This window comes from Oxalobacter paraformigenes (assembly GCF_000158475.2).
Classification (GTDB): domain Bacteria; phylum Pseudomonadota; class Gammaproteobacteria; order Burkholderiales; family Burkholderiaceae_D; genus Oxalobacter; species Oxalobacter paraformigenes.
Genome location: NZ_KI392031.1, coordinates 951,290 through 972,712 on the forward strand (window position 1 = coordinate 951,290; position 21,423 = coordinate 972,712).

The following is a 21,423-nucleotide window of genomic DNA, read 5'->3' on the forward strand; positions in this document are numbered from 1 at the left end:
ATATCGCCTCGCAACACGGGAAAAACAGGTAACAGACAAGCATGACGGCACTGGAATTATGGGTACTGGCCATTGGACTGGCTATGGACTGTTTTGCCGTTTCAGTCACAGGCGGCCTCCTCATGAAACAGCCGAAATGGCCCGTCATCTTCAAAACGGCCTTCCTGTTCGGCCTTTTTCAGGCCCTGATGCCCGCCCTTGGATGGCTGGGCGGCCATTCGCTCAGCCATCCTATCCGGAGCGTCGATCACTGGGTCGCTTTCGGCCTTCTGGCCTTTCTCGGCATACGCATGTTTCGCAGCGGATTCAAAACGCCGGAATCGGCGTCGGCCGGCCCCGATTTTTCCAGCAACCGGGTCGTATTCGCGCTGGCGGTGGCGACCAGCCTCGACGCACTGGCGGTCGGCGTTTCCCTGGCCTTTCTGGGCGAGAGCTCGCCTGCCGGCATACTGGCCCCCGTCGGCCTTATCGGCGGCATGGCCGCTCTCCTGTCGTTTGCCGGTTTCACCGGAGGCCTTTTCTTTAACGGGCTGAAAAAATTCAACCCCGAACTGCTGGGCGGCCTGATCCTTTTTGCCATCGGCCTGAAAATATTCATACAGCATCTTGTGGAAGGCCTGTAGAGGGAAACCTGTCCCGCAAGATTCCCCAAACGGTTTCTTTTGCGCCGTCCGGACACGTCCCTTGCCGGTGAAGGGACGATTGCCGGCTTCGCCAGCGCCATTCCGCGCTGCCGCAGGGGCACCAAAAAGAACGGGGAAGCCCGGTTTTCCGCTTTTCATTTCCCGTCTGCCCAGGCCTTTTGCGGCTCCGGTGTTTCGGGGCCGGACGGATTGACATCAGGCGAGGCGGTTCCGGCAAAAAATCCGGCTCCTTCCGTTTCGTTTTAGGCAAACCGGAATCCGGTTTGCCGCCGGAAGAAAACAGCCGTTTGCCTGTCTTCCGGAGCCGGCGCGCCCCATTCCCCGACACGCGGCTTTTCGCGCTCAAAAAACACTTTCCGATGAGACAACGCAAAGCAGGAAACCCATTTTCCGGTAAATTCGGATATGCCACTCCAGAAGGCCATTTCCCACCAACCCGACGGATAAAAACATGCGAATCAATACAGGGCAGGGCACCATTCCCTTCATCACACTGATCGGTATCTGGTCGATCTCCGCGTTAAACGCCTTGCCGGGGCTGGCTGTCTCCCCGATTCTCGGCCAGTTGTCGGAAACCTTTCCGCACGCCAGCGAACTGGACTTGCAGATGCTGACCTCCCTGCCATCTTTGATGATCATTCCCTTCGTCATCCTCTCCGGGAAACTGACCGAAAAAATCAACAATATCCTGCTGCTGCAAATCGGGCTTGGCATCTTCACGCTGTCCGGCATCCTTTACCTAATCTCCGGCAAGATGTGGCAGCTCATCGCCGTTTCGGCCCTGCTGGGAGTCGGCTCGGGCCTGATCGTTCCGCTTTCCACCGGACTCATTTCCCACTTCTTCGTCGGCGACGAACGGGTCAAACAGTTCGGTTACAGTTCGGCCATCACAAACCTGACGCTCGTTATCGCCACCGTCGTGACCGGCTACCTTGCCGAAGTGAACTGGCGCTGGCCTTTCCTCGTTTACCTGCTTCCGGCCGTTTCCATCGTCTTGTCCTTCTATCTGAAACGCAGCATGGAAAAAGAGGCGGGAACAACCGGCCAAACCACCCTCGTTTCAGCCGACAAAAACACCGAAAACACGGTAAAAAGCAAGACCGGCTTCATGGTCGGCAATCTGGTCGAAACCATGCTCCTTTACGGACTGGCCACCTATCTCGTCATCATCATCAGTTTCAACCTGCCGTTTCTGATGCGGGCCTACCACTTTTCCAGCGGAAACGCCGGCGTCATGATATCCCTGTTCTTTCTGGCGATCATGCTGCCGGGACTGGCGATGAAACCGATCATCAAACGCCTGAAAGACATTACCCTCTTCACGAGTTTCGTTTTCATCGCCGCCGGGCTGGCCCTGATCCTGATCGCGCCGACGGAATGGTTCATCGCGCCGGGCTGCATCCTTGCCGGACTGGGCTATGGCGTCATCCAGCCCTGGGTCTATGAAAAGGCGACGCACATGGCCGTGCCGGAAAAAGTCACGCTGGCGCTGGCTTTCATCATGGCCATGAACTACATCGCCATCCTGATCTGTCCTTTCGTCATCGACTTTTTCGGATGGATACTGCACCTTCACACGCAACAGTTCCCCTTCGCCTTCAATCTGGCCATCACCGTGGCGATTGCCATCTATGCCTGGATACGCCAGAAATCCTTCGTTTTCAGTTCATGGTGAAAGCGGTTGACGGAAAAAACGCACAGGCGGCAAACGGGCCCCGCAACCTGAAACGGTCACGTGAAAACAGTATGCCGGCAGACAGGCCTGCCATACCGCGAAACGGGAACGACGGAAGGCAAAACCGTTGTTTTTGCCCTGCGGGAAACCGTTTTTTTTACACGACGATAAACCGCAAAAGGAGCAAAAGTGCTATGTTTGAAAAGCGAATCATTTTTCAGCTCTCGTTAAAAAGGAACCGGATACTATGAAACGTATGGGATTTGCGCTGACGCTTGCCGCCGTCCTGCTTCCGCTGGCTTATAAGGCCATCCGGAAGCACCGTTCGACCCGCAAACCGGTCGTCGTTCTCGACATGGATGTGGTCGCCGAACGGTCCCTGCCGGGACGGGCAGCCGCGCAATACATCAAAACCGTCAGGAACATTCTCCAGCGCAACGTCGAAGAAGTCAGGCTGGCCTATCAGGGACGCGAACAGACCCCTGAGGCCATACGCGCCATCACGCAGGCCCAGTCCGGCTATCAGCAACAGCTGGCGCTGTACCAGAAAAAACTGGATAACGAAATCGGCGACATCGTCGGCGCTGCCGTCCGTTCCTGGCTGGCCAAAAACCGGCAGGTGGCCGCCGTCGTCCCCGCCGACGAAACGCTCGGCTACAACAAGAACGCCGACATCACCCGGCAAATCATGGCCGAAGTGGACTGGTACAAACCCTCGTTCCCGCCATTGCCGCGCTCCCGGGCAAACCGGAATAGCCTGTAAAAGGAAAAACAGGCGGAAAACGGAAGAAAAGCCCGGCCTGTCTGAACCGGAATCCTTCCGGTTCATCCTTTTCCGGGCTCTTAAGGGATGCCTCTCCGTCATGGCGGCCATTTGACCTTCCACCTTTCCGTTCTTTTCGGGAGGATAAATCCGGCCGGTAAAAAATCCCCGCAAAAACATTCCCGAAACATTCATCCGCCCGTCTCTTTGCCCAAAAAGAGGCGACAGGCAGCCAGCGGAACACCCTGCCAGCCACGGAAAACCGGCAAGCGGCCAGGCCACGGCAAACCTTTTCCCGCCGTCACCGGCCGATTTGGCCTTGCCTCCATCGCGGCGGCGACCCGACCGCTTGTTTCAAAAACGTCTGAAAAAGCGGCGGAAACAGAAGCGAAAAGGCAGGCGGGGACACCCTTTCCGCTGGCCGTGCCGTTTCACCGCAGCTTCCTCATTCCCGGCTGACACTTCTTTCATCGGATACTTCTTTCCATTCCCTAAACGGACAGGCCGGGCCATCCGGCCTCCTTGTTCCGCCCTTTACAGGAACTTTCGCCAAAGAGCGCCCGTTTTTGTGCCCGCAGGGAACAAACCGGACATCCGGCAACCGGGAGCAAAAAACCACACAAAGGTTTTTAGCCTTTCCCGGACTTTTTGCGGGGATTCGTCCCCGCATTCTCCGCTTCCGGGCGTCTCCCTCTCCACTGGCTGCTTTCCAGGGCAGGGCGCCGCCTTTCCCTTCGGGTTGGCGCCGTTACCATGACAGGCCATTACGCGGCGGCGACATCGGTATCTTTCATATCCAAAACCGCCAGTCCGCCATGCCGTTTGCGACAGTTGCCGGCCGCCATAAAATGCGACAGGCCGGAACAGTCGATTTTTTTCCCGCGAAAACCGCAAATCTGTTTGAAAAAAGCCGGGCAACTGTTAGAATCTCCCGTTTTCGGACGGACAGGGCCGCCAGCCGGGTCTGCCGCATGGTGAAACACGCAGGCGTTCCGGTTTTCCGCCGGAACACCGCCCAAAGGACACGGCCGGTATGACCGGCCGTGTCCGCAAATGACAGGGACGGCAGGACCAGGTCCGCACAGCGAAACGGCGTGCATGCCCGTCCCTTAACGTTTCTTTCAAAAGAAGAACCCGACAAAGGAGTGAGAACATGAATATCTGGCACGACATCGCCCCCGAACGTGTCAATCCCCAGGATTTCTACGCCGTTATCGAAATCCCGAAAGGTTGCAAGGTCAAATACGAGCTCGACAAGGACACCGGCATGCTGCTGATGGATCGCGTCCTCTATACCTCGACCCATTACCCGGCCAATTACGGTTTCATCCCGAAAACCTATGCCGACGATCACGATCCGCTGGACGTGCTGCTTTTGTGTTCCGAAACGCTTGTGCCGCTTTCCATGGCCCGCTGCTTTCCCATCGGCGTCATCATGATGGAAGACGGCGGCGAAAAAGACGAAAAAATCATCGCGCTGCCCTACGGCGATCCGACCTACAACAGCTACGAAGACATCAGCGAACTGCCGGAACACATCCTGAAAGAAATGTCCCACTTCTTTTCCGTTTACAAGGCGCTGGAAGGCAAGAAAACCTTCATCGAATCCATCAAGGATCATCACTACGCCGAAGAAATCATCGCCAACTGTATCGAAAAATACAAACAGAAATTTCCCCAGTATTCGAAATAATACAGGAGCCGGGAGCCGGAAAGTTTTCCGGCCGGTTCTGCCGGTTCCTTCCGCTCCTTGCCGCCCTGCCGGTCGCCGTTCTCCCGCCCGATCCGCTGTAAACCGTTTTCCGCTTCTGCCGTTGAATTAAAAAACAAACTCTCGACATGGAACAAAAAGCGGAAATGAAAAAAGCCTAGACTTCATCAGGAAAGAAAAGGCGTTTACACACGACTTCTTCAGGATTGCTTTAAAAAAACAGTCCAATCCGTTGAAAACAGGAACCTTTTTTCAATACAACATTACTGAAGGGCAGGGCGGCGCAACATTTTTCCCGGACAAGACCGGCGTTTATCGCAGAGGAAAACCCATGGCAGACAATCCGACACTCGATCCCAAAACGGCCAAAATCCTGCCCTGGGTCGTCGCTGTCGCCTTTTTCATGCAAATGCTTGACGGCACGATTCTGAATACCGCGCTGCCGACCATGGCCAAAGACCTGCACACCAATCCGCTCCAGATGCAGAGCGTGGTTATCGCCTACATGCTGACTGTCGCCCTCATCATCCCCGCGTCCGGCTGGCTGGCGGACAAATTCGGCATCAAGCGGATTTTCCTGTTCGCCATCGCGCTTTTCACCCTCGGGTCGCTCGCCTGCGGCCTGTCGCCCACACTGGATATCATCGTCGCGTGCCGGGTAGTCCAGGGCATCGGTGGCGCGCTGATGGTGCCGGTCGGCCGTCTGGTCGTCTTGCGGGCCTATCCGCGCGAACAGCTTGTCACCGTTTTGAGCTTCATTACCATACCCGGCCTCATCGGGCCGCTGATCGGGCCGACACTGGGCGGCTTTCTGGTCGAATACGCCTCATGGCACTGGATTTTCTTCATCAACATCCCTGTGGGCATCATCGGCATCCTCTCCACCCTGAAATACATGCCGCAGCTGACGCGGGGAGGGGATCTTTTCCCGTTCGACAAAATCGGCTTCATCCTTTTCAGCACCTTCATGCTGACCCTCACCCTCGGGCTGGAAGGCATCGGCGAACTGCATCTGGCCTATGCCCCGATGGTGCTCCTGATGGTATTCGGGCTGGTCTGTCTGGTCGGCTACGTGCTGTATTCCCGCTATACCTCAAGACCCCTGTTTTCCCCCGACCTCTTTAAAATCAGGAACTTTTCGGTCGGCATACTCGGCAACCTCTTCGCCCGGCTGGGCAATGGCGCCATGCCGTTTCTGACGCCGCTCCTTTTGCAAATCGGTCTGGGCTATTCCCCGATGAAAGCGGGGCTTTCCATGATCCCCATGACCGTGGGAGCGCTCATTTCCAAAAGTGCCGCCACCCGTCTGGTCAACCGCTTCGGCTACCGCCTGATCCTGACCGTCAACACGCTGCTTTTAGGCCTCATGATCGGCCTTTTTTCAACCATCGACAAAACCATGAACTACTGGCTCATGATGGCGATCTTCACCGTTTTCGGCATCATCAATTCCCTGCAATTCACCGCGATGAACACCGTCACGCTGGTCGATCTGTCCGACCGGCAGGCCAGCAGCGGCAACAGCCTGCTCTCCGTCATCATGCAGCTTTCCATGAGCATGGGCGTGGCGATCGCCGCCGCCATCCTGTCCGAATTCACCGGCGTGGCTTCCCTGACGGCGGCCCGTGACGTCATTGCCGCGTTCGCGAAAACCTTTTTGTGTCTGGGTTTTCTCGCCGCCATTTCCACCGTGATTTTCATCCATATCAAACCCGACAGCGGCAAGGTTCCCCCCAAAAACAAACAGCCTCCCGTTCCGGCCGATCATTAAACGCACGGGCCTGGCGCATTCTGGCTACCGTTTTTGAAGGACAATTCCCCGTCACTGTTGCCAGACGGGAAAATATTGCCACACATCAACCTGAAAACGTATCCATATATTCCAAAATAGGATATAAATACAGTTTCACCGCAAACCTGTGTTCGGGAATGGCAGAAACCGGAAAAACACGGCAGCCTGTCCGGAAATGTCTGGAAATACCTCGTTTCCCTCTATGGAAAATGTTCTTGAAACACTGGTGCTGGCCGATTACGAGATCGTATTCCGGATGGATGGCCGCACCGGAGAATACCGCAAAATACTGGCAAAACCGGCAGTCGGGTCCCTGTATCCCGACAGCGGCATACTGGGCGATGAAGCCTGCCTGAAATACATGGCGAGCGTTTACCCGAAAGACCGTATCCTGTTACGGACGGAAATGTCACCGGAACGCCTCGCCGAAACCGCGAAAACCGGGCACCGGAAAATCGTTTCTTACCGGCGTCGCGATCCCGGCGGCCGGCTGCTTTACCGGAAAGCCGTCATCGTTCCCGTGCCGGACAGAACCGGGTTTGTCTGCGCCATCCACGACACGACGGAAGAAATGCGGCTGCGCCGTGAAAACGACCGCAACCTGCGGATGAAAGACGAAGGCATCCGTTTCATCGTGGAAAACATGTGCGAAAACTTCATTATCGCCGATACCGAAACACACGAATGCACCACCTACACGAACCGCGAGGGAAACATCAGCTGCAAAAGCCGTTTTGACGAACAAATCGACTGGTTTGCCGAAAACATGGTTGTCCCTGAAGAACGGGCATACTACCGGCGCTATTTCGACATCGACACCCTTACCGGACGGATTGCGGAAGAGGGCATATGCCGCATGACCTGTTCCGTTATCTACAAAAACGACCGGCGCACCTTCGCCATTACCGCCACCCTGATCGACGACCCCGGGAAAAATGAAAAACCGCCTTTCCTCTTTTTGTGTGCGCAGGACATCACCTCGATCAAACGGATGAAAGAAACGAACCAGTTGTTGCTTTTCCACAACCAGCACGACAAGCTGACGGGACTTCTGAACCGGGCCGCGGCAGAAAAGCGGATTCGCGAACAGTTGTATGCCGGTTCCGGGAAGGCAGGGAACACCTTCATACTGATCGACATCGACCGCTTCAAACACATCAACGACCGCTACGGTCACCTGACCGGAGACGAGGTTCTCCGGCTCATGGGGGAAAGCATGCGGAAAGTATTCCGCGACAAAGACATCCTGTGCCGCTGGGGAGGGGATGAATTCGTCGTTTTCGTCAGTGGATTCGCCGACGAAAAAGTCATGAAAAGCCGCCTGAACATCCTGCGGGAAAAAACAGGAACTTTCCCCGATCAGGCGAACTTTCCCGGCATCACCCTGAGTATCGGCTGCGTTTGCGTCCATCGCGAAATCACGTTGAACCGGCTTTTCCTGCTGGCCGACGAAGCCTTGTATGAAGTCAAAAACCACGGCAGGGACGGCATTTCGTTCAAAAGCCTGCCATGAGTTTGTTACAATACATAAACAGGATGTTTAATCCGGACGAAAAATTCGCCTGTTTTTTGCGGCATCCCCTTTGCCGGGGCTTTTTCGACTGTTTCCTCCTTCTCCGAACAGGATTGGGGGATTCAATCGGGACAAGCCTCTTTACCGCAAACTCGTACACCTATGCAAAACATACTGGAAACCCTCGTCCTGAACGATTACGAAACGATTTTCTCCATCGATATCCGGACGCAGCATTACAGCAAAAGCCTGTCGAAACCGGGCGCCGTCCTGAACGTTCCGGAAATCGGCACCTTTTCCGAAGCCAGACGCATGCTGCTTGACCGGATCGTTTCCGAAGACAGGGAACGCTTCCTGCGGGAATCGGATGTGGAGCGGGTGGTGGAGAAAGTCGCCGGGCGCGGCCAGCACATCGTCCGGTACAAAATGCTGGACAACCGCCACACCTTGCGCTATCGCCGCCTGAGCTTCATCTTCACCGAAGACAGGCAGGGCCTGATCGGGGCCGTTTACGACGAAACAGAGGAAATGCTCGAAAAACGCAACGCGGAACGCGACTTGCGGCTGAAAAACGAAGGAATCCGTTTCATCGTCCGCCACATGTGCGAAAACTTCCTTGTCATCGATCCGGAAACCGACGACATGACCATCTATGTGAACGATCTCGAAACCATGCATCCGCAGAAAACCTATGCTGAACAGCTCAGGTGGTTTGCCGAAAACATCGTCGTGCCCGAAGAACGCGAAAGTTACCTGCGCTATTTCGAACTCGATTCCCTGATGCAGAAAATCCGGGATCACGGCGGCATTTGCCGCACGCCCTGCACAGTCGAACTCCCTGACGGACGGCACGATTACATCATCACCTGCACGCTGATCAGGGATCCGGTCGATCCGGACAAGCATTCCTATCTGTTTTCCAGCGCGCAGGACATTACCGAACTGAAAAAAGCGGTTGAGGCCAACCAGAAACTGCTGCAAAGCAGCCTGTACGACGATCTGACGAAACTGCTGAACCGCGCGGCGACCGAGCGGAAAATCCGTGAACATCTCCACGGCGGCCAGGCCACGATGCCCAATACGTTTTTACTGATGGACATCGACTATTTCAAAACCTTCAACGACCGGTATGGCCACATCACCGGCGATGCTGTGCTGAAACACATGGGTGACGCCATGCGCGGGGCATTCCGAACGACCGACATCCTCTGCCGCTGGGGAGGGGATGAATTCGTCGTTTTCCTTCCCGGATTCAGCGACCTGGAAACCATCCGGACAAGGCTTGCCACACTTCAGGAAAAGATGAAAGCGTTTAAAAACGGCAATGTTCCCCTGCCGATCACGCTTAGCATCGGCGGTGTCGTCGCGCCGGGCAACGTCACCTTAAACACCCTGTTTACGCAGGCGGACGAAGCGCTTTACACCGTCAAGAACCGGGGCAGAAACGGCATTGCCCTCACAAAGTATCAACCCGAAACCGAAGCGTTTCCCTGATTCCGCAAGCACTTCTCACGGAGAAGGAAATCGTCCAGATCGTTCTCCGGCAGTGGTCTGGAAAAATAGTAACCCTGCATGGCGGCGAAACCGAGCTGCCGCAAGGCATTCATCTGCGCCGCCGTTTCCACTCCCTCCGCGATCAGTTCATAACGAAGACCGCGGGCGATATTGGCCACGTTTTTCACCAGCAGAGCATGCACGTCCGATTCCTGCATACTGTCGGTAAACGACTTGTCCAGCTTGATGCTGGAAATGGGAAGCGCGGCAACATAGTTCAGGCTGGAATACCCTGTCCCGAAATCGTCGAGTGAAAAACGGACGCCCCTGTCGATAAAGCGGTTCATGACCGACATCATGTATTCAAACGACTGGATCATGATGCTTTCCGTCACTTCAATGACGATCTGCGAAGGATCGATTCCATAGCGATCGACAATGCCCATGAAACGGTTGAAAAAGCCGTCTCCGGAAAACTGGACAGTCGAGACATTGATGTGAACGGCAAGCGGCCTGAAACCCTTGTCGCGCCATCCGGCCAGTTTGGCGCAAACCCGTTTTAACACATAAAGCCCCAGTTCGTGAATCAGCCCCTGTTCCTCGGCAATCGGAATGAATTCGTCCGGCGCTATCCAGCCGAGCCGTCTGTCGTGCAGGCGCAAAAGCGCTTCCGCCTTGGCGTAATCGTCGTCGCTTACGGTATAAATCGGCTGATAAAAGACCTGGAAGGCCCCGTTCTCAAGAGCTTGCCGGATAACGCTCGTCAAAAGAGAACGCCTTTCCATCATTTTCCGGTCTTCTTCGCCGAAAAGCAGGCGTTTGCCCTGTTTTCCGTCCCGGCTGTTCTTCAGGCGGTATTCCGCGTTGATCAGCAACGCTTCCGGACTGGCGGCAAAATCGGGAAACCCGACAAAAACGGCATCAACGGGAAAATGAAAATTTTTCTCCCCCGACGAAAGGCGGCGATAAACACGGTTCCAGACCGCATCCAGCATGGCGCAGCCGGCTTCATAGGTGGCGGCAATCAGGGCGAACTTGCACCCGCCCACGCGATAGACCTTTTCACCCGGAACGATGGCCAGAAAACTCTCGGCGAACGCTTTCAGAATCCGGTCGCCGCGCTCCCGTCCGAAAAGCATGTTGATGTTATTGAAATTGCCGAGGCTGACCAGACCGACCTGACAGCTTTGCCCTGTTTCAGCCATACCGTCCATGTCGCGGTGAAAAGCCGCCCGATTGCCGATATCCAGTTGCCGGTCCCGGTAAGCCAGCGTCTTCAGTTTCCGCTCATACTCGATACGGTGCGTGATATCGTACCCGGTAAAAATGGCGAGATCTTCTTCCCCCGGCGTTTTCAGAAGCATCGCGCCGACATGCAGAAGACGGCCCAGTTTGCCGTTATAGATTTCCGCTTCATGGCTTCTTGCCGTCCCCAGATCGGAAAGAGGGCAATCATGGCAGGGACAATCGCTGTCCCAGAGCACTTCGTGGCACTTTGCGCCGTCGCCCGTTTCGGGAAGCATATTCCGCAAGGTGCGGTTCATGAAACGGATATCGTGGGTTTTGCGATCGACGATGTAGGCCAGCGTGTGAAAGCTGTCCAGCATTTCCTGGGCTATCTGGAGACTGGATTTCAATCCGGTGACATCCGTGCCGATGCAGACACAGCACTCGCGGCCATCCATCACTGCATACTGATAGTGAATCTTGAACCAGCGGCGCAGGCTGTCGAACCGGACCGGAAGACTGGCGGAGGCACGGGACGATTTCACCTCGCCAAGCGGACAGGCCGCGCAGGGCGCCTCATAACCGAAAAAGGCGCGGTAGCAATAATCGCCTTTTTCCGTACCCGGAAACATCTTCGACGTGCCCCTGTTTAGCCACTCTACCCGACGCGTTTCGAAATCAATCACGCATGAAAAGGCGGTGCTGTTTTCGATAATGAATTCTTCAACGGAGGACATGTTCATCGGTCGGCATCGGATCGGCAGGACAGGAAAACCTGTATTTCCTGTAGGAAACACCATTCACTTTACCATAAAAACACGCCGGTTTTTTCCCGTTTTCCCTCTTGTTGCCCGTTTTTCTTCCCGCTTTTCTGCCAGGTGACGCGATAACAACGCAAAAACACCCTGTCAGGCAAACGCGTTACAATGCGCTTTTCTTTTACCGTTTTTCCCGCCTGATTTGCACCGGCACACGCCGTCAACGCAGGACGCCTGCCTGTGCGGGAAAGGCACAAAACACGCTATGCTCGTTTTTCTGACCATGCTGGCGATGGGCGCGCTGATCGGTTTCGTCGGCGCAGGCGGAGCGGGAGTCGTCATCGCCGTCCTGACACTGGTTTTCAACGTCCCGATCCACACGGCCGTCGGCACCTCGCTGGCCGCCATGATCTTCACGACCGTTTCCGGCGCCTTCAGCCATTTCCGGGAAGGCAACCTGAACGTGAAAGTCGGCGCGGCCGTCGGAATCGCCGGCGCGGCAGGCGCCTTTCTCGGTTCGAAAATCTCGACGCTTTTTCCGGCCGCTGAACTGAAATACTGCACCGCCTCCATGCTGATCGCCTCCGCCGTGCTCGTCTATACCCGGCTTAGCTATCCGAACCTGCCGCTTTTCCACACGAAAGAAGGACAGAAACCCGTCACCGAAGGCGCCCGGTTCTGGATACTGGCCGTACTGGCCGGAATCGGCAACGGGCTTTTGTCGGGAACCTTCGGTTTCGGGGCCGCGCAATTCATCCAGCTGTCCCTGCTGATTTTCTTTGCCATGCCGCTTTTCCAGTCTGTTGGCACCACCATGCTCATCATCCTGCCGATCGCGGCATTCGGCGGGTTCGGGTATCTCCTCTCAGGTTATCTGGACTTCATGCTGTTCATCCAGGTCTTGCTGGGCCTGATGATCGGCGCCTACACCGGCGCGAAATTCACGCGGCTCGCCCCGCGCTGGTTCCTCAAATGGATGATGGTTCTGTTGCCGGGCGTGGCAGGCGTCCTGATGATCGTGGTCAAACGCTGAACTTCCTTTTCCCCGCGGCAGGCGACCTGTTTCCGGCGCGCCTGTCCGGTTCTGCCGCCAAATGCCTTAAAACCGGCTTTCCCGCCGTTTCCCCGGCGTCCCGGCAAACGGCCGCGCCAATCGCGCGACCTTGTGAGCAATCACAAAAAGCCGCGTCGCGATTGCGTTAAAAAGATAAGCATCGTTTTCCCGGAAAATGGCGGGAACGGGGCAAACCCTGCCAGCACGGCAGCCCGTCCGTTTCAGGCCAGGCAACTCTTGCGGGAAACCCATCGATCACGACCGGACGACTATCATGACTTTTTCCACACAGTTTTCCCATGCGAAACCGGGCATCCTGAACTTCCTGCACATCGTCATTCTGGCACTGTCCCTGTTCCTGCTGATCAGCATCTCTTACGACACATTCAACAACCTCTCTTTCCTGAACCAGCGGCTGTACCTGGACATCCAGTTGTGGATATGCCTGTTTTTCCTGTTTGTTTTCTTTTTCGAACTTTTCCTGTCGAAACACCGGAAACACTATCTGGCCACCCATTTCCTCTTCCTGCTCGTTTCCATTCCCTACCTGAACATCATTGATTACTTCGGCATCACTTTTTCGCCCGAAACCACCTACATGATCCGTTTCATCCCGATGATCCGGGGAGGGTATGCGCTGGCGATCGTCGTGGGCTGGCTGACCTACAGCCGGGCGTCGAGCCTGTTCATTTCCTACGTCACCATGCTGGCTGCCACCGTCTATTTCGCCAGCATGATCTTTTTCGTCCTCGAACACAAAGTCAACCCGATGGTCACCGGTTATCCCGCCGCGCTCTGGTGGGCCACCATGGACGTGACCACCGTCGGCTCCAATATCTATGCCGCGACCCCGGTCGGCAAAATCATGTCCGTCCTTCTGGCGGCGCTGGGCATGATGCTCTTTCCGATTTTCACGGTCTATATCACCAATCTTGTCCAGAACGCCAACCGGGAACGCCAGAAATACTATAGCCAGCTGGACGGAACGGCGCAGCCCGTCGGAAAAACCGTCACAACCGGCGTCACGCCCGCTGAAAAGCCGGAGAATGCCGGTTCGCGCTCCTAGCGGCAACAGGCGGGAAAACCGGGGCAAACCGCGCTCGCGCCGCCCTGAAAAACCTTCTGGAAAAAGCCGGCTCAAAGGCCTCTTCCGGACATGGCCCGAAGCGGCGACCTGGCCACATGTTCATCTGGCAGACCGTCCGGCAAGCCTGCCATGCCGTCCGGTCCGCCCGGACGGGAAAACGGCAAGCCATGCGGCAGGGAAAACACGGTTTCCGCCACGCTTAAAGAGTAGGCTGAAAAACGGATCATGCAAGGACCGTCAGGCATACCGCAAGGGGAAAAAGCGGTTTCCTTCTCCCTGCAAACCCGTCAAGCTGAAAGCGTCCCTTCCTTCCCGGCCGGAAAAAACGTCCGGAACGTCCCGGCCGGATACCGGACAGAACCTCCAGGGCAACCCCTGCCTGTCATGGAGGAGCGGGCAAGCGCACCGTTTTGGCGAACACCCCCGGAAACGCCGGAAACAAGCGGACAAGGCCTGCGGGAACACGCCTTTTCCATTCAGGACAGTAGCCGGAAAACCCGGCCGGCCTCACTCTTTTTTCGCCTGTCCGTCTTTCAGGATGTCGCGGATTTCGGTCAGCAACTGGACATTGGCCGGCGGAGGGGGTGGAGGAGCCGCTTTCTCTTCTTCGGCTTTTTTGAACGAGAGCTTGCTGATGACTTTGACGAGTACGAAAATCGAAAACGCGATAATGACGAAATCGACCGTTACCTGAATGAAATTGCCGTAATTGACCGACACTTCCGGTGAAACCACCTTACCGCCTTCCACCACAGCCGATTTGATGACGAACTTCAATTCGTTGAAATGAATGCCGCCGATCAAAAGCCCCAGCACCGGCATCAGGATATCGGAAACCAGAGACGAGACGATCTTGCCGAATGCGCCGCCGATAATGATACCGACAGCCATATCGACCACATTCCCCCGCAGGGCAAACGCCTTGAATTCTTCCAGAGTTTTTTTCATGAAAGCGACCTGTTGACAAGATTGATCCGAAAGCGACTCTCCGCGCCCATGCGGGGCAGGGGGCGAGCCGCTCGTTCAGCGACAAACGGCCACTTTGCCGCCACCCCTCCCGAAACGGGAAAAGCCGTGACGGCCCATGCCCTTGTCAAACCCTTATTTTAGCGGCAGAACAGCCTGCAAGCCGAACAATCGTCAAATCCTGGCGCGGATAAACAACAGAAAACCGGCAAACCCCTTGAAAAAGGGCATGGACAACATTATATTTTTATATATAATATAAAAATATATAATTTAAACCGGCGATACAGGAGAAAATGCATGTCCGTCAACGCTTCACAATGGGATCAACTCAATGCCTCTGCTGCAAAAGCGGTCGATCTCATCAAGAAACTGGGCAATCCGGACCGGCTCAAGCTCTTGTGCCGGCTTTCGCAGGGCGAATGCCACGTCGGCCAGCTCGAAACAGAATGCGGCATCCGGCAACCGACCCTGTCGCAACAACTGGGCATCTTGAGAAGAGGAGGGCTGATTGCGGGGAGAAAAGAGGGAAAACAGATTTTCTACCGTTTAAACGACGGGCCGGTCATGGAAATCATGACCATCCTGCACCGCCACTTCTGCAAGGTAGAGGAGGAGAACCAATGACGATCGACTGGAGCCAGTTCACCCCCTGGGGATCCCTTGCCGGCGGTATCATGATCGGTCTGGCCGCCTGCCTGCTGATTTTGGCCGATGGCCGCATCGCCGGCATCAGCGGCATCGTCGCCGGTCTCATGAATCCCCAAAGGAAGGAAAAATTCTGGCGTGCCGCTTTCATCGCCGGCCTGCTGCTTTCTCCCTGGCTTTACCGCCTTTTCGCGCCGCTGCCCGAAATCAGTTATGGCGGTCATTCATGGGTCTGGCTGCTTCCCGCAGGCCTTCTCGTCGGGTTCGGCAGCCGCCTCGGTTCGGGGTGCACCAGCGGGCACAGCGTCTGCGGCCTCTCGCGCCTGTCGAAACGTTCGATAGCGGCAACCCTGCTTTTCATCATTTTCGGCGCGCTGACGGTTCTGATCGTGCGCCAGGTGACAGGAGCCTGACATGTTCCATCTCGTTTCCCTCATTTCCGGACTGCTTTTCGGACTGGGCCTTATCGTTTCCGGCATGGCCAACCCGCAGAAAGTCATTGCCTTTCTGGACTTGACAGGCAACTGGGATCCCTCGCTTGCCTTCGTCATGATCGGCGCGATCGGCGTGGGGCTGATCGGCTTTACCTGTGCCAGAAAAAAGGGAAAAACCTGGCTGGGCGTTCCGATGCAATGGCCTGGGGCCACCAAAATCGACTGGCGGCTCGTGACCGGCAGTTCGCTTTTCGGCATCGGCTGGGGACTGGCGGGCGTCTGCCCGGGGCCGGCACTCGTTGCCCTGTCCGCCGGCATAACACCCGTCGTGATCTTCATCCTTTCCATGCTGGCCGGCATGGGGCTCTACGCCCTGATGAACCGGATCGCCGGAAAAGGATCGTAAAAAGGCCTTCCCGGGCCGAATGGACATAAAGCGCCAGTTTTCCGTTTTCACAGTCGTACCCGAAATTCATGGGCACGATATCAAGGCCTTCCTCATCCTGCGTCGCGATCCTGACGACCTGGCAGGCGTCGGGAATGGCGCGCCAGGCTTTTCCGCCGTTTGCCCGCCGGTCTTTCCTTTTCATTTCCATGCCTTTTCTCCGGTTTCATCCGGCATACCGTGTGCATGAGCCGGCCCGGAAAGGCAAATGCCGGAAAAAACCGCATGGAAACGGACAGCGGCCAAAAGGGCGGCAAGCGGAGAAGGGAACTCACATCGAAATCAGCAAAACCGCCGCATGCAACAGGACGCCGATAAACCCGCCGACCAGCGTGCCGTTGATGCGGATGAACTGCAAATCCTTGCCGATGGACAGTTCCAGTTCCCTGACCATCGAACGGCTGTCCCAGTTTTTCACGGTATAAACAATATGCTGGCTGACGGTTGCCCGGATTTCACCGGACATGGCCCGGGTCATCTGAATCATCTGCTCATTGATGGATTCGGTCATGGCCGGGTTTTCCAGCACCCAGCGCCCGAAACGGCGGAATGTGCGCGAGAGCCGGTGTTTCATCTGCGATTCACCAGACAAAGCGTCTTTCTGCATCCACTGGCGGAAGTGAACCCAGAGCGTCTCGAAATAGTCGGCAACCACCGGCGTGCCCAGAAACTGCCGCTTCCAGCTTTCGATTCGGGCATGATATTCCGGATCGCTTTTCAAGCGTTCGATGAACCGGGCCGCCAGTTCGTCGAACTGTTTTCGGCGCGGATGGGATGGATCGCGGCCGATATCGTGCAGCCAGCCCTGCAGGCTTTCGACAAGCGTGCCCGAAACCCGCATGCCGAACTCCCGGGTATCCATCACCAGTCCCAGCATTTTGATCAGTTTGGGATACTCCCGTTTCGAGACTTCGATAATCACCGTCGCCAGCTGTTTTTGCGTGCCGGGTTCGTCCAGCACGGACGAAATCCGGCGCAGCCCGACATCCAGCAGGGCCTGATGCTGGTTGTTGTGCGTCAAAACGTCCATCAGCTGGCCGATCAGATTGCCCAGATCCAGTTCTTCCAGCCGTTTGTAAATAGCGTTGCGCAAGAGTTTTCCGACCCGTCCGTCATCGACGAATTCCAGCGCGCCCATCAGCACGCGAACCGTCTTGTCGGCCAGAAAATCCGCCTTTTCCCGCGAGGAAAGCCAGACAGCTATCCGCTGCGCCGGTTCCCAGTCGCGCATTTTGGACGCCATCGTTTCGCGTGAAAGAAAATTGTCCCGGATGAAAACGGCCAGATTTTCAGCCAGCTTGTCCTTGTTTTCCGGAATGATCGCGGTACGGGGAATCGGAAGTTTCAGGGGGTGCCGGAAAATCGCCACAACAGCGAACCAGTCGGCCAGCGCGCCGATCATGGCCGCTTCCGAAAAGGCGCTGACCCATTCCCACAGGCCCATGCGGCCGTAAAGACGGGAAATGATGAAAAGCGCGGTCATGGCAACCAGCAAGGCGGTTGCAAACAGCTTCATCTTCAAAAGCTGGCGCTTGCGGATATCGTTTGTCATGAAAAAGGGACGCTCTGTTCAGGAAGCCGCTGCCGCCCCGTTTTCCGGGCAGATCAGCTGCCGGCCGATTTTATCCAGTCCTTCGGAAATCAGATTGAAGGATTCGCGGAAAGCGTCGATGTTTTTCGAATAGGGATCGGGCACGTCAACATCGTCGTATTCGCCGATCCGCATGATTTTGCCCCGGTAATTGGGAAAACTGTATTTCACGATATCGCTTTGTTCTTTTTCCATCGTCAACACCAGATCGGCTTTTTTCAGCAGGTCGGCCGTCAACAGCCGGGCGCGATGGCCTCTGATATCGATCCCGTTTTCTTTCATGACCCGGATGGCAAACGGATCGGCCGACCAGCCCACCGTAATTTCCCTGAGGCCCGCCGAAGCGATATTCTTGTCGGGATAACGCTTTTTCAACAGGCCTTCCGCCATGGGGCTGCGGCAGATATTGCCCAGACAAATCACAAGAATGTTTTTTATCACCGCTTATCCTCTCCCTTTCCAAACGTTCCCGCTTTCCCTCTCCGGACAGTCCTTGAAAACCTGTCCGGATATCTTTTTATTTTAAGGTATAGTTCGCTTCAAATGGGGATAAAATACGGGTTTGTCTTGATCTTTCAGGCAGCTCGTCTGGATAAAGATCAAACCGGGACGGAATGAGAGTCTTTATGCTGGCAAGGCATGGGAAACATTCACTTTCGACACGTCTGCCGGCCGGACTGCCAAAACCGGCCGAGCCGTAAAGGAGCGCCAGTTGGACAAGGAAATTACCGTAAAAAACGAGCGGTTCGCGATGACGTTGCCCTGGTACGCCATGTCGGCCGATCAGGTCATGTCGCGCCTTGAAACCGGAAAAGAAGGACTTTCCGGAAACGAGATCGAAAAAAGGCTTCGTGAATTCGGCCTGAACCTGCTGTCGGCCACCAAACCGCGCAGTCCTTTCGTGCGCTTCTTCCTCCAGTTCAACAACGTCCTGATCTATGTGCTGCTTGTTTCGGCCGTCATAACCGGCATACTCGGCCACTGGGTCGATACGGGCGTCATTGCCGGGGTGGTTGTGATCAACGCCATTATCGGATTCATCCAGGAAGGCAAAGCCGAAAGCGCGCTGGAAGCCATCCGGAAAATGCTCTCGCTGGAAGCGACCGTTATCCGTAACGGCCAGCGCATGTCCATTCCGGGCGAAGAAATCGTGCCCGGCGACATCGTCTCGCTCGTGTCCGGAGACCGCGTTCCCGCCGACATCCGCCTGATCGACGAAAACAACCTTTCTGTCGATGAATCCGCGCTGACCGGCGAATCGCAGCCGGTTGCCAAACATATCGACACCATTCCCATCGACACCCCTTTGGGTGACCGTTTCGACATGGTTTATTCCGGTACGCTGGTCACGCAAGGCAACGCGCTGGGTGTGGCCGTCGCGACCGGCGACAAAACCGAATTCGGCCGCATCGGCCAGATGATCAGCGACGTCAGGGAAATCACGACGCCCCTGCTGCAAAGAATCGCCGTCTTCGGACGCTGGCTGACCGTCGGCATTCTGGCGGTTACCGTTTTCACTTTCTTAGTCGGCACCGTCATGCAGGGCTACAGCATGGCCGACATGTTCCTGATATGCGTGGCGCTGGCCGTCTCCGCCATTCCCGAAGGGTTGCCGGCCGTCATGACCATTACCCTGGCGCTGGGCGTCCAGCGCATGGCACGGTTAAACGCCATCGTAAGAAAGTTGCCGGCCGTCGAAACCCTGGGTTCGGTCACCGTCATCTGTTCCGACAAGACCGGGACACTCACCAAAAACGAAATGACCGTCCAGACCGTCGTCACGCCGGACAGGACTTTTGAAGTGACCGGAACGGGTTATTTTCCGGCCGGCGAATTTTATCTGAACCATCACATGGTCGAGCCGTACCGTTATCCCGAACTGGAAGACGCGATCCATGCCGCCGTCCTTTGCAACGACGCCGTCCTCCAGGAAAAGGACGGCAGCTGGACGGTGGTGGGCGACCCGACGGAAGGCTCGCTTTTGACACTGGGCATGAAAGCCGGCGTCGAACCCAATGTCCAGCGCAATCTGGAATACCGGCTCTCGTCCATTCCCTTCGAATCCGGACACCGGTTCATGGCCACCCTGAATCAGGACAGCCAGGGCAACCGTTACATCTTCATCAAGGGCGCGCCCGAAACCGTCATCGACCGCTGTTCCGATGAACGCACCGAAGACGGCAAACGGCCGATCGACCGGGATTACTGGCATCACCACATCCGCGAGATCGCCTCAAACGGCCAGCGGACACTGGCTGTCGCCGCCAGAAAAGTCTCGCCCGATACGACGGAAATCGGTTTTGCCGACGTCGAACACGACCTCGTCATGCTCGGCATGTTCGGCATCATCGACCCCCCGCGTGAAGAATCGCTTTTGGCGGTCAACCAGTGCCACCATGCCGGAATCGTCGTCAAAATGATCACGGGCGACCATGTCGAAACCGCCCGCGTCATCGGGGAACGCCTGAATATCGGGGTGGGCAAACCGGCTGTTACCGGCGCCGAACTCGAGAAAATGGACGACGAAACCCTGCGGCGCACCGTGGAAGAAGTGGACGTGTTCGCCCGCACGAGTCCGGAACACAAGCTGCGTCTTGTCGAAGCCTTGCAGGCCAACGGCGAAATCACCGCCATGACCGGCGACGGCGTCAACGACGCCCCCGCCCTGAAGCGCGCCAACGTCGGGCTGGCTATGGGGGAGAAAGGCACCGAAGCCGCCAAGGAAGCGGCCAGCATCGTGCTGGCGGACGACAACTTCAGCACCATTGCCGGGGCCGTCAGGGAAGGGCGCCGCATTTACGACAATCTGCAAAAAGGCATTCTTTTCCTTTTGCCGACCAATGGCGGCATGTCGCTGGTCGTGATCGCCGCCGTACTGCTGGACTTCGCCTTGCCGCTGACCTCCAAGCAGATTCTCTGGATCAACATGATCACGGCCACCACCCTGTGTCTGGCGCTGACTTTCGAACGGCCCGAAGCCAATGTCATGGACCGTCCCCCGCGCGATCCGAAAGCGCCGCCTTTGACCCTTTACATGGTCTGGCGCATCATTTTCACCTCTTTTATCCTCATGCTGGCCGCCTTGCTGCTCTTCGACTGGGAACTGCGGAACGGACAGAGCCTCCAGGCCGCGCAAACAGTCGTTGCCGCCACGATCGTCGTCGGCCAAATGGCGTATTTGCTGAACTGCCGTTTCCTCAGAGCCTCGTCTCTCACCTTCAGGATCTTCCGGGGCAACACAACCATGTATGTCGCCATCGGCATCCTCGTCGTGTTGCAGCTGATGTACACCTACGTCCCCTGGTTCCAGGAGATATTCGATACCGCGCCGCTCAGTCCAAAAGACTGGATTCTCGTTTTCGCCATGGGAGTCGCCACCTTCCTCATCATCGAAATGGACAAGGCCATCGAACGCTGGCTTGCCAAGCGCAACGGCGAACCCGACTTCTGAAAACGGTCTTTTGCCCGAGCGTTCCTCCCGTATTGCCCCGACAGCCCGGACAGGCTGCGACACTTCATGCAAAAAACAGGAAACAAACCGGGCCATTTTTCCGAAAACCTGTCCTTCCGGATGAAATACAGCGCGTTAAGGTATAAAGTAACGGATAAACAGGCCGGATT

The 21,423-nt window shown here is 56.2% G+C and carries 17 protein-coding genes; 13 read left to right on the top strand and 4 right to left on the bottom strand.

Translation table 11 applies throughout. The features are described from left to right. Positions 1-41: 41 nt before the first annotated feature. The 7 genes from OFAG_RS08385 to OFAG_RS08445 all read left to right on the top strand — a co-directional run bounded on the left by OFAG_RS08385 (position 42) and on the right by OFAG_RS08445 (position 9,592). Positions 42-623, top strand: coding sequence for a manganese efflux pump MntP (locus OFAG_RS08385; RefSeq protein ID WP_005876707.1), 582 nt, complete (start codon positions 42-44; stop codon positions 621-623). A 472-nt stretch (positions 624-1,095) separates the two neighbouring features. Beyond that, positions 1,096-2,319: an MFS transporter gene (locus OFAG_RS08400; RefSeq protein ID WP_005876705.1), complete on the top strand. Its 1,224-nt coding sequence runs from the start codon at positions 1,096-1,098 to the stop codon at positions 2,317-2,319. A 247-nt stretch (positions 2,320-2,566) separates the two neighbouring features. Further along, complete coding sequence (locus OFAG_RS08410; RefSeq protein ID WP_005876703.1) at positions 2,567-3,082, top strand: OmpH/Skp family outer membrane protein; 516 nt, start codon at positions 2,567-2,569, stop codon at positions 3,080-3,082. A gap of 1,153 nt (positions 3,083-4,235) precedes the next feature. After that, a complete protein-coding gene (locus tag OFAG_RS08430) occupies positions 4,236-4,775 on the top strand; it encodes an inorganic diphosphatase (protein WP_005876701.1) in 540 nt (179 codons plus the stop codon). A 349-nt stretch (positions 4,776-5,124) separates the two neighbouring features. Next, a complete protein-coding gene (gene mdtD, locus OFAG_RS08435) occupies positions 5,125-6,564 on the top strand; it encodes a multidrug transporter subunit MdtD (RefSeq protein ID WP_005876699.1) in 1,440 nt (479 codons plus the stop codon). A gap of 196 nt (positions 6,565-6,760) precedes the next feature. Next, on the top strand, positions 6,761-8,098 hold the full coding sequence (locus OFAG_RS08440) for a sensor domain-containing diguanylate cyclase (protein WP_147617648.1): 1,338 nt from the start codon (positions 6,761-6,763) through the stop codon (positions 8,096-8,098). 162 nt (positions 8,099-8,260) lie between these two features. Then, positions 8,261-9,592 (top strand): sensor domain-containing diguanylate cyclase, encoded by a 1,332-nt coding sequence (locus OFAG_RS08445; RefSeq protein WP_005876694.1) that lies wholly within the window; start codon positions 8,261-8,263, stop codon positions 9,590-9,592. Here OFAG_RS08445 and OFAG_RS08450 read toward each other — a convergent pair. After that, positions 9,565-11,556: a sensor domain-containing protein gene (locus tag OFAG_RS08450; protein ID WP_020995140.1), complete on the bottom strand. Its 1,992-nt coding sequence runs from the start codon at positions 11,554-11,556 to the stop codon at positions 9,565-9,567. The genes OFAG_RS08445 and OFAG_RS08450 overlap by 28 nt on opposite strands. Before the next feature lie 286 nt (positions 11,557-11,842). Here OFAG_RS08450 and OFAG_RS08455 point away from each other — a divergent pair, with 286 nt between their 5' ends. Together OFAG_RS08455 and OFAG_RS08460 are read left to right on the top strand one after the other, a co-directional pair. Then, positions 11,843-12,610, top strand: coding sequence for a sulfite exporter TauE/SafE family protein (locus OFAG_RS08455; RefSeq protein ID WP_020995141.1), 768 nt, complete (start codon positions 11,843-11,845; stop codon positions 12,608-12,610). Between the two features lie 295 nt (positions 12,611-12,905). Continuing rightward, positions 12,906-13,697 carry a potassium channel family protein gene (locus OFAG_RS08460; RefSeq protein ID WP_020995142.1) on the top strand — a complete coding sequence of 264 codons (792 nt, stop codon included), beginning with the start codon at positions 12,906-12,908 and terminating at the stop codon, positions 13,695-13,697. Between the two features lie 528 nt (positions 13,698-14,225). Here the strand turns inward: OFAG_RS08460 and mscL are convergent. Continuing rightward, positions 14,226-14,666, bottom strand: a complete 441-nt coding sequence (mscL, locus tag OFAG_RS08470) for a large-conductance mechanosensitive channel protein MscL (protein WP_005876686.1) — start codon at positions 14,664-14,666, stop codon at positions 14,226-14,228. A 318-nt stretch (positions 14,667-14,984) separates the two neighbouring features. Here mscL and OFAG_RS08475 point away from each other — a divergent pair, with 318 nt between their 5' ends. Genes OFAG_RS08475 through OFAG_RS08485 form a run of 3 tightly spaced genes read left to right on the top strand, consistent with a single transcriptional unit; the run spans position 14,985 to position 16,172 of the window. Further along, positions 14,985-15,311, top strand: coding sequence for an ArsR/SmtB family transcription factor (locus OFAG_RS08475; protein WP_040720062.1), 327 nt, complete (start codon positions 14,985-14,987; stop codon positions 15,309-15,311). Further along, a complete protein-coding gene (locus tag OFAG_RS08480) occupies positions 15,308-15,745 on the top strand; it encodes a YeeE/YedE family protein (protein WP_040720064.1) in 438 nt (145 codons plus the stop codon). The genes OFAG_RS08475 and OFAG_RS08480 overlap by 4 nt, the downstream gene beginning before the upstream one ends. A gap of 1 nt (position 15,746) precedes the next feature. Continuing rightward, entirely contained in the window at positions 15,747-16,172 is a 426-nt protein-coding gene (locus OFAG_RS08485; RefSeq protein WP_040720066.1) for a DUF6691 family protein, read from the top strand. Between the two features lie 310 nt (positions 16,173-16,482). On the opposite strand, the gene OFAG_RS08495 is transcribed toward OFAG_RS08485, so the two are convergent. Together OFAG_RS08495 and OFAG_RS08500 are read right to left on the bottom strand one after the other, a co-directional pair. After that, entirely contained in the window at positions 16,483-17,763 is a 1,281-nt protein-coding gene (locus OFAG_RS08495; protein ID WP_005876679.1) for a DUF445 domain-containing protein, read from the bottom strand. An 18-nt stretch (positions 17,764-17,781) separates the two neighbouring features. Further along, the gene (locus OFAG_RS08500) at positions 17,782-18,243 is read right to left on the bottom strand and encodes a low molecular weight protein-tyrosine-phosphatase (protein WP_020995145.1); all 462 of its coding nucleotides are present in this window, start codon (positions 18,241-18,243) and stop codon (positions 17,782-17,784) included. Between the two features lie 271 nt (positions 18,244-18,514). Here OFAG_RS08500 and OFAG_RS08505 point away from each other — a divergent pair, with 271 nt between their 5' ends. After that, positions 18,515-21,253, top strand: a complete 2,739-nt coding sequence (locus tag OFAG_RS08505; protein ID WP_020995146.1) for a cation-translocating P-type ATPase — start codon at positions 18,515-18,517, stop codon at positions 21,251-21,253. Positions 21,254-21,423 lie beyond the last annotated feature (170 nt).